The sequence below is a fragment of the Acinetobacter sp. A2 genome, assembly GCF_048537555.1.
Classification (GTDB): Bacteria; Pseudomonadota; Gammaproteobacteria; order Pseudomonadales; family Moraxellaceae; genus Acinetobacter.
Map to the genome: position 1 here is coordinate 1,269,669 of NZ_CP183239.1, position 12,809 is coordinate 1,282,477.

Annotated in this window: 13 protein-coding genes; 9 read left to right on the forward strand and 4 right to left on the reverse strand. The window is 40.3% G+C overall.

Going from position 1 to position 12,809, the window contains the following annotated elements:
* The first annotated feature begins 129 nt into the window (after positions 1–129).
* From ACNS8M_RS05915 to ACNS8M_RS05945, 7 genes are all read left to right on the forward strand, one after another.
* Entirely contained in the window at positions 130–1,770 is a 1,641-nt protein-coding gene (locus tag ACNS8M_RS05915) for a CTP synthase (protein ID WP_168460667.1), read from the forward strand.
* A 31-nt stretch (positions 1,771–1,801) separates the two neighbouring features.
* Entirely contained in the window at positions 1,802–2,659 is an 858-nt protein-coding gene (kdsA, locus tag ACNS8M_RS05920) for a 3-deoxy-8-phosphooctulonate synthase (RefSeq protein WP_168417395.1), read from the forward strand.
* A 76-nt stretch (positions 2,660–2,735) separates the two neighbouring features.
* A complete protein-coding gene (gene eno / locus ACNS8M_RS05925; RefSeq protein WP_168417394.1) occupies positions 2,736–4,025 on the forward strand; it encodes a phosphopyruvate hydratase in 1,290 nt (429 codons plus the stop codon).
* A gap of 12 nt (positions 4,026–4,037) precedes the next feature.
* Positions 4,038–4,433, forward strand: a complete 396-nt coding sequence (locus ACNS8M_RS05930; RefSeq protein ID WP_168460668.1) for a septum formation initiator family protein — start codon at positions 4,038–4,040, stop codon at positions 4,431–4,433.
* Positions 4,393–5,124 (forward strand): 2-C-methyl-D-erythritol 4-phosphate cytidylyltransferase, encoded by a 732-nt coding sequence (ispD, locus tag ACNS8M_RS05935; RefSeq protein ID WP_168525394.1) that lies wholly within the window; start codon positions 4,393–4,395, stop codon positions 5,122–5,124. Before ACNS8M_RS05930 ends, ispD begins: the two co-directional genes overlap by 41 nt.
* A 107-nt stretch (positions 5,125–5,231) precedes the next feature.
* On the forward strand, positions 5,232–6,368 hold the full coding sequence (gene rodA, locus ACNS8M_RS05940; protein WP_286428909.1) for a rod shape-determining protein RodA: 1,137 nt from the start codon (positions 5,232–5,234) through the stop codon (positions 6,366–6,368).
* 124 nt (positions 6,369–6,492) lie between these two features.
* A complete protein-coding gene (locus ACNS8M_RS05945; protein ID WP_168525396.1) occupies positions 6,493–7,401 on the forward strand; it encodes an AEC family transporter in 909 nt (302 codons plus the stop codon).
* A gap of 23 nt (positions 7,402–7,424) precedes the next feature.
* On the opposite strand, the gene ACNS8M_RS05950 is transcribed toward ACNS8M_RS05945, so the two are convergent.
* Positions 7,425–8,075: an A1S_1983 family putative colistin resistance protein gene (locus tag ACNS8M_RS05950; protein ID WP_168525398.1), complete on the reverse strand. Its 651-nt coding sequence runs from the start codon at positions 8,073–8,075 to the stop codon at positions 7,425–7,427.
* 98 nt (positions 8,076–8,173) lie between these two features.
* Here ACNS8M_RS05950 and ispF point away from each other — a divergent pair, with 98 nt between their 5' ends.
* Positions 8,174–8,662 carry a 2-C-methyl-D-erythritol 2,4-cyclodiphosphate synthase gene (ispF, locus tag ACNS8M_RS05955; protein ID WP_168460674.1) on the forward strand — a complete coding sequence of 163 codons (489 nt, stop codon included), beginning with the start codon at positions 8,174–8,176 and terminating at the stop codon, positions 8,660–8,662.
* A 25-nt stretch (positions 8,663–8,687) separates the two neighbouring features.
* Here ispF and ACNS8M_RS05960 read toward each other — a convergent pair whose 3' ends face one another.
* The 3 genes from ACNS8M_RS05960 to ACNS8M_RS05970 all read right to left on the reverse strand — a co-directional run bounded on the left by ACNS8M_RS05960 (position 8,688) and on the right by ACNS8M_RS05970 (position 11,419).
* Complete coding sequence (locus ACNS8M_RS05960; protein WP_168460675.1) at positions 8,688–9,206, reverse strand: fused DSP-PTPase phosphatase/NAD kinase-like protein; 519 nt, start codon at positions 9,204–9,206, stop codon at positions 8,688–8,690.
* A gap of 61 nt (positions 9,207–9,267) precedes the next feature.
* Positions 9,268–10,359, reverse strand: coding sequence for a 3-deoxy-7-phosphoheptulonate synthase (locus ACNS8M_RS05965; protein ID WP_180051312.1), 1,092 nt, complete (start codon positions 10,357–10,359; stop codon positions 9,268–9,270).
* Between the two features lie 172 nt (positions 10,360–10,531).
* Positions 10,532–11,419: a sulfite exporter TauE/SafE family protein gene (locus ACNS8M_RS05970; protein WP_168525400.1), complete on the reverse strand. Its 888-nt coding sequence runs from the start codon at positions 11,417–11,419 to the stop codon at positions 10,532–10,534.
* A 212-nt stretch (positions 11,420–11,631) separates the two neighbouring features.
* Between ACNS8M_RS05970 and lpxB the strand changes: the two genes are divergently transcribed.
* Positions 11,632–12,807 carry a lipid-A-disaccharide synthase gene (lpxB, locus tag ACNS8M_RS05975; RefSeq protein WP_168525402.1) on the forward strand — a complete coding sequence of 392 codons (1,176 nt, stop codon included), beginning with the start codon at positions 11,632–11,634 and terminating at the stop codon, positions 12,805–12,807.
* The last annotated feature ends 2 nt before the right edge of the window (positions 12,808–12,809 follow it).

Sequence of the window (12,809 nt, forward strand, 5' to 3'; positions counted from 1 at the left end):
GCTGATAGAATAACCAATTGTTTATTGTTCTATGAATTGATGCGGAATGACTTTGCTTTATTGGTGCAGAGTAAAGTAAAATTGCGCAACATTGTAGGCCTATTTAGGCTCGATTGTACGAGAAACCCAATGACCCATTTTATTTTCGTGACTGGTGGTGTAGTTTCATCACTAGGTAAAGGTATTTCAGCTGCTTCAGTTGCTGCACTTTTAGAAGCCCGTGGTTTGAAAGTAACCATGGTCAAAATGGATCCATACATTAATGTCGATCCAGGGACAATGAGTCCTTTCCAACATGGTGAAGTTTTTGTCACAGAGGATGGTGCTGAAACTGACTTAGATTTGGGTTATTACGAACGTTTCTTGCGTCGTGCGAAAATGACCAAGTTAAATAACTTTACTTCTGGTCGTGTTTACCAAGACGTTTTAAACAAAGAACGTCGTGGTGATTACTTGGGCGGTACAGTTCAGGTAATCCCGCATATTACCGATAACATTAAAGAGCGTGTACTTCGTGCGGGCGAAGGCTACGATGTCGCAATCGTAGAAATTGGCGGTACAGTAGGTGACATTGAATCTCTCCCATTCATGGAATCTGTACGTCAACTTATGGTGGAATTAGGTCATAAGCGCACTATGTTGATGCACTTGACGTTATTGCCATATATCAAATCTGCTGCAGAGTTGAAAACCAAGCCAACTCAGCACTCTGTTAAAGAATTACTGTCTATCGGTATTCAACCTGACATTCTGATCTGTCGTACAGAACACGATGTCGATGCTGACACGACCCGTAAAATAGCACTATTCACGAATGTGGAAGCACGTGCGGTAGTGGTGTGTAAAGATGCCAAAACCATTTACCAAATTCCACGCACTTTCTATGAGCAAGATGTAGACGATTTAATTTGCGAGCGTTTTGGTTTCAATGATCTTCCAGAAGCAGATTTATCTGATTGGGACAACGTAGTTGAAGCATTATTGAACCCAGAGTACAGCGTTCGTGTGGCTATGGTGGGTAAATATGTTGAACTGCCAGATGCTTACAAATCTGTAAACGAAGCATTGCTGCATGCAGGTATTCAAAACCGTGTCAAAGTTGAAATTGACTACGTTAATGCTGAAGAACTAGAAAGCCAAGATGTGCGCACTGTACTGAAAGATGCAGATGCGATTTTAGTACCAGGCGGCTTTGGTGAGCGTGGTACTGAAGGTAAAATGCAGGCCATTCAGTATGCACGTGAAAACGGTGTACCTTTCTTGGGTATCTGTTTAGGTATGCAGTTGGCTGTGATTGAATATGCACGTAACGTGGCTGGTATTACCGATGCAAGCTCAACAGAATTTAACCGTTCAACCAAGTCACCACTCATTGGTTTGATTACTGAATGGTTAGATGAGCGCGGCGAAGTGCAACAGCGTTCTGTTGATTCTGATTTGGGCGGCACAATGCGTTTAGGTGCACAAAAATCTGAATTGGTAGAAGGCACAAAAACTGCACAAGTGTACGGTTCTAACGAAATTGTTGAGCGTCACCGTCACCGTTATGAGATGAATAACCGTTATATTCCAGTGCTTGAAGAAGCAGGTCTAAAAATTTCGGGTTATTCACCAATTCAGCACTTGGTTGAAACTGTGGAAATTCCGCAACACCCATGGTTTATTGCGGTACAATTCCACCCAGAATTTACCAGTTCGCCACGTGATGGACACCCATTGTTTGCAGGCTTTATTGGTGCAGCGAAGCAACAGCATCAAAAAAACAAATAAGATGGCTTTAGGAATAGACTAGGAAGTTTAAATGTCACTATTAAAACCACAGGAAATTGTCCGTTTAGGTGATATACAAATGGCGAACCATTTGCCATTTGTATTGTTTGGCGGCATGAATGTCCTTGAGTCCAAAGACCTTGCTTTTGAAATTGCTGAAACCTATGTGGATATTTGCAAACGCTTAGATATCCCGTATGTGTTCAAAGCCAGTTTTGATAAAGCCAACCGTTCAAGCCTGAACTCGTTTCGTGGCCCAGGCTTGGAAAAAGGCATTGAATGGCTGGCTGACATTAAAAAGCATTTTAATGTGCCAATTATCACCGATGTGCATGAGCCATATCAGGCTGCACCTGTGGCAGAAGTAGCTGACATTATTCAACTTCCTGCGTTTTTAAGTCGCCAGACCGATTTGGTTGAAGCGATGGCGAAAACTCAAGCCATTATCAACATTAAAAAAGCACAATTCCTTGCGCCACACGAAATGCGTCATATTTTGCATAAGTGTTTGGAAGCAGGGAATGACAAACTCATTCTTTGTGAGCGTGGCTCAGCATTTGGTTACAACAACTTGGTTGTAGATATGCTTGGCTTTGACATCATGAAAGAAATGAATGTTCCTGTGTTCTTTGATGTAACCCATGCCTTGCAAACCCCTGGTGGTCGCGCAGATTCAGCAGGTGGTCGCCGTGCACAAATTACCACTTTGGCACGTGCAGGCATGGCAACAGGCTTGGCTGGTTTATTCCTAGAAGCGCATCCTGATCCTGAGCAGGCAAAATGTGATGGACCTTGTGCCTTGCGTCTCTCACAGCTTGAGCCGTTCTTGGCACAGCTCAAAGAATTGGATACCTTGGTTAAAGGTTTCAAAAAGCTAGATACACACTAAGTTAGACGTATATTAAATTATAGACTCATTGATGCGATCAAAAGCATCTTGTTATTAATCAACTGAGGAATTGTTCATGAGCCAAATCGTTGACATTCGTGCACGTGAAATTTTGGACTCTCGTGGTAACCCAACCATCGAAGCAGACGTAATCTTAGCATCTGGCGTAGTTGGCCGTGCATGTGCACCATCAGGTGCTTCAACTGGTTCTCGTGAAGCTCTAGAACTTCGTGATGGCGATCAAGCACGTTACTTGGGTAAAGGTGTTAAAACTGCAGTCAACAACGTGAACACGCTAATCCGTGATGCGTTAGTAGGTAAGTCTGTGTTTGAACAAAAAGACATCGACAACACCATGATCGCGCTTGATGGTACAGAAAACAAAGAAAAACTAGGTGCAAACGCTACACTAGCAGTATCTTTGGCTGCTGCACGTGCTGCTGCAGACGAAAAGAAAATTCCTCTTTTCCAATACATCGCAGATTTACGTGGTCAAACAATTTTGACTATGCCTGTACCAATGATGAACATCTTAAATGGTGGTTCTCATGCAGACAACAACGTAGATATCCAAGAGTTTATGATTGAGCCAGTAGGCTTCACTTCATTCTCTGAAGCATTACGTGCAGGTGCAGAAGTATTCCATTCGTTGAAATCTGTATTGAAAAAACAAGGTTTGAATACTGCAGTAGGTGATGAAGGTGGTTTCGCGCCGAACTTACGTTCAAACGAAGAAGCAATTACTGTTATTCTTGAAGCAATTGAGAAAACGGGTTACAAAGCTGGTTCTGATATGATGCTTGCGCTTGACTGTGCATCTTCAGAATTCTACAAAAATGGTCAATATATTCTTGCAGGTGAAGGCAATAAAGCATTCTCAAGCAATGAATTTTCTGACTATTTAGCAGGTTTGGTCAACCAATATCCAATTATCTCAATTGAAGATGGTTTGGATGAATCTGATTGGGAAGGTTGGTCTTACTTGACGTCTATTTTGGGTGACAAGATTCAATTGGTAGGTGACGACCTATTTGTGACCAATCCAAAAATCTTACAACGTGGTATTAATGAGAAAGTTGCTAACTCTATTCTGATTAAATACAATCAAATCGGTACTTTAACTGAAACGCTTGATGCTATTTATCTTGCTAAAGCAAATGGTTATACCACTGTTATTTCACACCGTTCAGGCGAAACTGAAGACTCTACAATTGCAGATCTTGCAGTGGGTACTGCAGCGGGTCAAATCAAAACAGGTTCATTATGCCGTTCTGACCGTGTAGCAAAATACAACCAATTACTTCGTATTGAAGAATTGACCAAAGCTGCATATCGCGGTAAAGCTGAATTCAAAGGTTTGAACTAAGCGACATTGTGCATGTTAAATGTATTTGACTCCAAAGCGAGTAAAGCATTGTTGGGCCTTGCGATCTTTTTGATCGCAGGGTTTCAATATTTATATTGGTTTGGTGAGGGTGGTTACCAGGACCATGCTGCACTGACAGAAAAAATCCAACAACAAACAGAATTAAATCAAGATCTCAAAGAACGCAATCGTGTACTTGCAGCAGAAGTCTATGACTTAAAAAATGGGGTAGAAGCCATAGAAGAGCATGCCCGTTTAGATTTAGGCTTGATTAAGCCACATGAAACATTTGTGCAAATGAGCACCATTAGTACACAATATAAACCCATTTATATTCAACCCAATTCAACTGTAGATTTACGTACCAATGAATCACAACAACCCGCAGCAACCGCCACAACACCCTAAACTTTGGGCGATTATTCCCGCAGCGGGTTCAGGTAGCCGTTTTTCTAAAACTGAATTAAAACAATATCAAACCATACAAGATCAAACTGTCTTAGAACATAGTATTGCACGTTTAAATCATTTACCGTTGGCAGGCTATGTTTTGGCCATAGGTCAAGCAGATGATGTAGCACAAAACCTAAATTTGGCCCAAAAAGAAAAAGCACATTTTTGCTTAGGTGGCGCCGAGCGAGTAGACTCTGTACTGAATGCGCTACGTTATTTGGCGGAAATTGCACATGCAGATGACTGGGTCTTAGTGCATGATGCAGCACGTCCATGTGTTACGACTACTTGTCTAGAGCAGCTGTATAAGACTGCACAAGACACAGATCAAAGTGCAATTTTAGCTATTCCTGTGCGAGATACCTTAAAGCACGTTGCACATGCACCTCAAATTGAAAAAACAGTCAGCCGTGACCATCTCTGGCAGGCGCAAACCCCTCAAATTGCAAAACTAAGTGTGCTCAAAACCGCAATCGAATCTGCTTTGGAGCAGAAACATACTATTACGGATGAAGCCAGTGCTTTAGAAGCTATGGGGTATGCAGTCAATGTCGTACAGGGGCGTTCTGATAATATTAAAATCACCTATCCTGATGATTTGGAACTTGCACGTTTAATTTTATCTGCACAACAACAAGCCCTGTAAAACCACAAGATAAAGTGGAAATTTCAGCGATTATAGTTTAATGATTCACTCTGTGCAGCTTTGCTTCTATAATTGTCCGTTCTGTCTATTTAAAACCTTTGAGCCGTATGAATCCATCGCAGCAGTATCGTTTTTTACGTCACTCATTACGTGATGGTAGAAGCATTAAAAATGATTCCTCACGTTGGACTAAACTACATTTAGATCCGTGGTTGCTATGCTTTTTAATTCTAAATGCGACTCTAGGTTTAATGGTGGTGTATAGTGCCACAGCACAAGACATGGGGATGGTTTTACGCCAAGCCACTAGTTTTGGGATTGGTTTTGTGGCCATGATCATTCTTGCGCAAATTCCACCGAAAGTGTATCAGGCGGCTAGTCCGTATTTTTATATGTTTGCTGTGGTCATGCTGGGGCTTGTTCTGCTCATTGGTGAAACCCGTATGGGCGCAAAACGCTGGATCAGCTTACCCGGAATTGGCAGCATGCAACCCAGTGAGTTTATGAAATTTGCTATGCCGTTAATGATGGCGTGGTATTTTTCTCGTCGTGCTTTTCCGCCTAAATTTATTCATATCATTGTTGCCTTAGTGTTGATGATGATTCCTTTTGTCCTTGTTGCCTTACAACCTGACTTGAATATTGGCCTGATTATTCCAGGTGTATTTGCCTTATTTTTAAGTGGGATGTCGTGGCGTTTGATTCTAGGTGCAATTGGGGCTTTGGCTGTTGCTGCACCTTTGCTTTGGATGTTCTTTTTACAGGAATATCAAAAGAAAAGAGTCTTGACCTTGTTTGACCCTGAATCTGATGCCTTGGGTGCAGGCTGGAATATTATTCAGTCAAAAATTGCAATTGGCTCAGGTGGTTTTACAGGCAAGGGCTATTTGGAAGGAACCCAGTCACACTTGGGTTACTTACCTGAACATCATACTGACTTTATTATGTCGACCTATGCCGAAGAATTTGGATTTATAGGTGTATTTTTACTGTTCAGTTTGTTTGCTGCCATTATTTTACGCTGCTTAATGATAGGGATGAACTGTTTCCATAATTTTGGCCGTTTGTATGCAGGTACAGTTGGGCTGACTTTCTTTTTCTTTGTGTTTTTAAACTCTGGGATGGTGAGTGGTATTTTACCTGTTACGGGTGACCCATTGCCGCTGATGAGCTATGGTGGTACAGCTGTGATTTCCATGCTTGCCAGTATGGGCATTGTGATGTCAATTCATACCCATCGTTGATATTGAACTAAATTAAGGTGGAGTGGATATAGTTCTTCATCATCTTATAAACTACTGAAATAGCCGAAGCTTAACAGACGTTCTCTATAAAATTTAAGCAGATCAGTGGCACACCGAGTACATCATGACCCAGTTAATTTTTATTGCACTGTTCCCCTTAATTGCTTTAATTGCAATGGGCTATGCATTGAAGCGTATTCACGTACTGGATGAACCATTCTGGAAAGGTGCAGAGAAATTAAATTATTATATTTTATTTCCAAGCATGCTGTTTTTAAACCTTGCCACAGCACACATTGAAGCGAAATCAATCGCACAAATTATGTTTGTGGTGGGTATCGTGGTCACATTGGCAAGTTCTCTGTTGTACGCTTTACGGCATTATTTTAAGACACCTGCGGCACGCTTTGGGGTGTATATGCAAAGCATGGTGCGCTTCAATACCTATATTGGTTTAGCATTAGTCGCAGCATTGTTTCAAGCGCAGGGCATGGCACTGTTTGCAATTATTCTGGTGTTTTGCATTCCATTGGTCAATGTATTGTCGGTACTTGCTTTGAGTGATACCAAGACTTTACAGCCACAGCAAATTTTATATGCACTGATGAAAAACCCACTGATTTTAGGCTGTATAGTCGGTGGTTTGTTTAACATATCAGGGCTGAGTTTGTGGATCGGCGCAGAGCATTTAATTCGGCAGATTGCTTTATGTAGTTTACCATTAGGGCTGATGTGTGTAGGGGCAGCACTACAGTTTAATGGTTTACAGCGAGACTTAATGCCTTTGGGATTAAATGTCGTTGGTCGCTTGCTCTTTATGCCTGCTTTGGCATGGCTTGTTTGTTGGGGTTTGAAACTACCAGTTTTAGAAACACAAATACTGGTCTTGTTTTTTGCTTTACCGACAGCATCTGCCGCTTATGTTCTAACACAGGTTTTAGGTGGCGATAGTCGGATGATGGCAACGGTCATTAGCCTGCAAACAGTGTGTGCAGCTTTAAGCTTACCATTCGTGTTGTGGTGGTTAATCTGAAGATTGATAAGGCTTAAACAGACTTAATCATATAAACGGTATATTCCTGCAAAGCGCTCACAGCCTTTTTGGCGAGTGTGTATTTTTAATATCGCTTTAGAATAGTCAAATTGATAACTGCAATCATGTTCATTGTCAGTAATTTCTGTTTTTTGTTCAGGTGTGGTGTAGGCTAAAAAAGCAATACTTTGCGATTCGAGTCGATTGTTCGGATTGCGATAAGCAAGTCCTTCAATTTTAATGCTATTTTTACTGAGTTGATGAATCTGTAAATGCACAGGCTGTGCAGCAAATTGACCATTTTCATATTTTAAATAATGCTGGGTCATGCTCTGATTCATAGAGGTAAAAAAATTCAGTTGATCGATACGTACATCAAATTGTTGGGTATAACAATTTAAACTTTTACATTGCTGTAGGCGTTGCATCCACAACTGTTGAGTGTCTTCTATAAGGCGAATTGGCGCATCACTCATCAAATATGCAGTTAAATGTTGATCATTTAATTTTTCACGTAATTCTGAAAAATCATCATTGCACACTTTGCTGAGCTTTGTTTGGGCAGCAGTAGAACAATCAATCCCTTGAGCATAAGAGAAAGATGAATATAAACAGCCAAATAGCAGCAGTGTGCCTAAGTTTTTGATAAGATAAATTTCAGATTTCAACAGCATGATCGCTTATACTTTCACTATGTTGCGCTAGTCTAACTATAGCGAAATCGAAAGTATGAATACAAGATTTCAATGATTTATTTCTACAGGAGTTGAACATGGTTGCACATATTCGAATTGGACAAGGATTAGATGTTCATGCCTTTGAAGCAGGGGATTTTGTGACGCTTGCAGGTGTTCAAATTCCGCATACACAAGGTTTAAAAGCACATTCAGATGGTGATGTGGTGTTGCATGCGCTGTGTGATGCGCTGTTAGGTGCATTGGCCTTAGGAGATATTGGTCAGCACTTTCCAGATACAGACCCGAATTATAAAGGTGCAGATAGCCGAGAGCTGCTTAAACATGTGTACCAACTCATTTTAGACCGTGGTTATAAACTGAATAATGCCGATATTACGGTGGCTTGTGAGCGTCCAAAACTTGCTACGCACACTTTGGAAATGCGCCAAAGTATTGCCGATGTGTTGGATGTGGAAGTAACACAAATTAGTATTAAAGCCACAACTACCGAAAAACTCGGTTTTACTGGACGTCAGGAAGGTATTTTAGCAACTGCAACAGTGCTAATTTCACATACTAAATAAAAATGAAGATATCTGCTGAGGCGAATCAAGTTTCAGCAGATTCTAAAGCCTGCTGTAAGTCTTGAGTGGCTTTACGACCTTGAAGCTGTAAAGATACTGCGTGAATTAAACCTGTCCACGTTTCATTGGGTTTCCAAATGTCATGTAAGAAGTCTTGTGCTGTGGCAATATCCATATCCATAAAATATTGGCGATATACATACATCAAACTACTGGCGTGATTATTGTTACTACAGTGAACCCAGACCATTTGGCTTTCCAGTAAATGATCCAGTAAATCTAAAAACAATAAGCACTGATCTGAAGATGGTGTTTCCAGTGAAATTGGCAACTGAATATAGTTGAGTCCAATATCTAGACAAATTTTATCCTCATGGGGAAGGGTGTGTTCGGCATCACTTTCAGCCAAATTAATTACTGTGCCAATGCCGTACTCTTTAATCAGTTTTAATTCGTCTGCGGTAAGTTGACCTGAAGTAAACAGGCGTTCATGAACAAACTGGAATTTTTTAATTTGGCTAAGTTGAGTTTCAAGTTCATTCATGGCGAGTCATTTCCTATGCAACAAATAGAAACGCCATCATGAAGATGGCGTTTTTTAAATCTTAACGATTTGCTAAAACGTCTTTTAATGCTTCATGCATTTCAAGTAATGCTTTTTCTGTGGTTTCCCAGTCGATACAACCATCAGTCACAGATTTACCATACTCTAAATCGCATAAGTTTGCAGGAATATCTTGACGACCACCTTTGAGGTGACTTTCTACCATAATGCCTACAATAGACTTATTACCATCAACAATTTGCTCGGTAATATTTTTTAATACCAGCGGTTGTAAGAATGGGTCTTTGTTGGAGTTGGCATGACTGGTGTCAATCATGATTTTGGTGCTAACTTTGGCTTTAGTTAAAGCATTTTCAGCTTCTGCAACAGAGCCAGCATCGTAGTTAGGTTTGCCATTGCCACCTCGTAAAACCACATGCGCATATGGGTTGCCGCTGGTACGAATTACAGAAACTTGACCTTGATCATTCAGGCCTAAGAAGCTATGACCATGTTTTACCGATTGCATAGCGTTGGTTGCAACTGTTAAACCGCCATCTGTACCATTTTTAAAACCAACAGGAGATGAAAGACCTGAAGACATTTCACGGTGTGTTTGGCTTTCTGTGGTACGTGCACCAATTGCAGACCAAGAAATTAAATCTTGATAATACTGTGGTGAGTTTGGATCAAGTGCTTCGGTTGCACATGGTAAGCCTTTTTCATTTAGCTCAAGTAAAAGTTTACGACCAAGACGTAAGCCTTTTTCAATATTGAAAGAGTCATTCATATCTGGATCGTTAATTAAGCCTTTCCAGCCCACAGTAGTACGTGGTTTTTCAAAATAAACACGCATGACAATGTAAAGAGAGTCTTTTACTTTTTCGCTTAAAACTTTCAAACGATCTGCATATTCGTGTGCAGCAACAGGATCGTGAATAGAACATGGGCCAATGACCACAAATAGACGCTTGTCTTTACCATCTAAAATATTGCGGATAGTTTCACGACCATGAAGAACGGTTTGATAAGCAGTTTCAGTCAAAGGTAACTCAGTTTTTAATTCTGCAGGAGTCACGAGTGGCTGAATACTTTTAATATTCACGTCATCGATGTCTGATTGTGTAAGAGGATTAGACTGTAAAGTATTCATTGCCGTCACTGGTTTGATCATACAAAAGATTGTTTAATAGTCTGAATATAACATGAATTTCACTGTATTTTGTTATAAAAAGATGAATACTTCTTTAAAAAATAAGTGATGAATCGGGCAGATAAATTAAACTGCCCATTTCTATAAATTATATTCAAACTTAGTTTGTTAATTATTGCTTGGATTGTGCTTCAGAAATCACAACCGCTGTTTCAGGTGTACTTACAGGCTTAGATTTGACAGGATTCACCATAAAGTTAATCCCAATCACAAATAGGGTAATCCCTAAAACTTTACGAATAACTTTTTCAGGTAAACGGGAACTGAGCAAAGTCCCAACCACAATGGCTGGAATTGAACCGACTAGCAACCAAATCAATAAATTGAAATCGACATTGCCTGAACTCATGTGTCCTAAGCCTGCAACTAAGGTTAGCAGTACTGCATGCACGACATCTGAGCCGATAATACGAATCATTGGTAGGTTTGGAAACATTAACACCAAAGCCATAATGCCAAAAGCACCAGCGCCGACTGATGAAAGTGTGACAAATACCCCAAGTACAATGCCCATAATTACAATCAGTACGCGCTTATCTGCGGCCTGAAGTTTGACTTTTTCTAAATCCTGAGTCATGTCAGGTAATTCTTGTTTTCTGTATTTATTAAAAAAAGTTTCGATTTGGCTACGGAAAACAATTGAGATGCCAGTTAAGGTCAACATAAAGCCAAGAACAACGGTCAGCACCATTTTATAATGGGTTGATTGGCTTAAGTAATTTTCTAGTACCCAATGTGTGGCAAAAGATGCTGGAATACTGCCTACAGCAAGCCAAATTACAATAGGCCAGACGATATTCATTTTTTTTGCATGCACCAAAGAACCACAAAATTTTGAAATCGCGGCATAAAGTAGGTCTGTCCCAATGGCAATGTGCGGTTCAATTTTAAACAGGCTGATCAGAATAGGAGTCATGAGTGAACCACCTCCAACGCCAGTGACACCAACGCAGAAGCCAACCAATACACCCGCTAAAATAAACTCAATAGGACCAACCATGAAAAGCTGCCGAACATAAAAAAACGTGGATATAGTATGACTTTTGCAAATAAGCTGTTGTCTTGATTAATGATTTACTTATTCTTAAAACAGATATAGTGAATTTGGCTGTTTCAGGAAAATAGTCATCTAAAATTTCTATTTCTTACAAAATACAGTGGCTATGCTAAAATGCCCTAAGTGATATAAATTAAAATTTAGAGGAAAAACCTTTGCAAAATCGGAAACTTAAAATTGGTATCGTTGTGGGAGAAGTATCGGGAGATACTTTGGGTGCACAACTTATGCGACGTTTTCGTGAGCAAGGCATTGATGCAGAGTTTGAAGGCATTGGTGGGCCTCAAATGATTGCAGAAGGCTTTAAAAGCTATTATCCGATGGATATTTTATCGGTGATGGGCATAGTTGAAGTACTCAAAGACCTAAAAAAACTATTTGCGGTGCGCGATGGTCTAGTCGAACAATGGAGTAACAACCCAGTCGATGTTTTTGTAGGTGTCGATGCCCCCGATTTTAATTTACGTCTTTCTAAAAGTTTAAAACAAAAAAACCTACCCATTAAAACGGTACAATACGTTAGTCCTTCGGTGTGGGCATGGCGTCAAGGTCGGGTACATGGCATAAAAGCCAGTATAGATTTGGTGTTGTGTCTATTTCCATTTGAAAAAGCCTTTTTTAAAAAATGGAATGTGCCTGCTGCTTTTGTTGGGCATCCACTTGCGAGCCAGTTAAGTCTAGATAATCCAATTACAGCAGCGAAGCAGGAATTGGGTTTAGATGACACTCAGGCACATATTGCCTTATTGCCAGGTAGTAGACGTGGTGAAATTGAACGTTTAGGACCTTTGGTGTTAGATGCAGCTCAAATTTTAAGCCAAAAACATCCACAGTATATTTTTTTGATTCCTGCCATTAATGACGCACGCAAACAACAAATTGAAAATCTGTTGCAGTCTTATCCGCTAGTATTACAAGCCAAAATCAAGATTATGGAAAATCGTGGTACGGAGTCAAAAATTGGACGTCAGGTCATGAATGCATCCAATATTATTGCACTGGCTTCGGGAACGGCGACTTTGGAAGCGATGTTGCTGCACCGTCCTATGGTGACTTTTTATAAGCTCAACCGTATTACCTACTGGATTGCAAAATTGTTGGTCCAAATTCCGTATTATTCATTACCGAATATTATTGCAGGTAAAAAGGTCATTCAGGAATTAATTCAGGATGATGCAACGCCTGAACGCTTGGCTTCTGAAATTGAAAAGCTAATGAATATTGAAGCTGCACAGATTCAAGCCATGCAGCACATGACCATGCATAAACAATTGCTGTCAGACAATAGCGAAGACCCAGCCCAAGCAATTTTGGCAATTTTGGATCACTAAGT

Excerpts from the sequence above, each read along its gene's own strand:
- eno (WP_168417394.1), top strand. The coding sequence starts at position 2,736 with ATGAGCCAAATCGTTGACATTCGTGCACGTGAAATTTTGGACTCTCGT.
- ACNS8M_RS05950 (WP_168525398.1), bottom strand. The coding sequence starts at position 8,075 with ATGCTGTTGAAATCTGAAATTTATCTTATCAAAAACTTAGGCACACTG.
- ACNS8M_RS05945 (WP_168525396.1), top strand. The coding sequence starts at position 6,493 with ATGACCCAGTTAATTTTTATTGCACTGTTCCCCTTAATTGCTTTAATT.
- ACNS8M_RS05960 (WP_168460675.1), bottom strand. The coding sequence starts at position 9,206 with ATGAATGAACTTGAAACTCAACTTAGCCAAATTAAAAAATTCCAGTTT.
- ACNS8M_RS05970 (WP_168525400.1), bottom strand. The coding sequence starts at position 11,419 with ATGGTTGGTCCTATTGAGTTTATTTTAGCGGGTGTATTGGTTGGCTTC.
- ACNS8M_RS05965 (WP_180051312.1), bottom strand. The coding sequence starts at position 10,359 with ATGAATACTTTACAGTCTAATCCTCTTACACAATCAGACATCGATGAC.
- ACNS8M_RS05915 (WP_168460667.1), top strand. The coding sequence starts at position 130 with ATGACCCATTTTATTTTCGTGACTGGTGGTGTAGTTTCATCACTAGGT.
- kdsA (WP_168417395.1), top strand. The coding sequence starts at position 1,802 with ATGTCACTATTAAAACCACAGGAAATTGTCCGTTTAGGTGATATACAA.
- ispD (WP_168525394.1), top strand. The coding sequence starts at position 4,393 with ATGAATCACAACAACCCGCAGCAACCGCCACAACACCCTAAACTTTGG.
- rodA (WP_286428909.1), top strand. The coding sequence starts at position 5,232 with ATGAATCCATCGCAGCAGTATCGTTTTTTACGTCACTCATTACGTGAT.
- ispF (WP_168460674.1), top strand. The coding sequence starts at position 8,174 with ATGGTTGCACATATTCGAATTGGACAAGGATTAGATGTTCATGCCTTT.
- ACNS8M_RS05930 (WP_168460668.1), top strand. The coding sequence starts at position 4,038 with ATGTTAAATGTATTTGACTCCAAAGCGAGTAAAGCATTGTTGGGCCTT.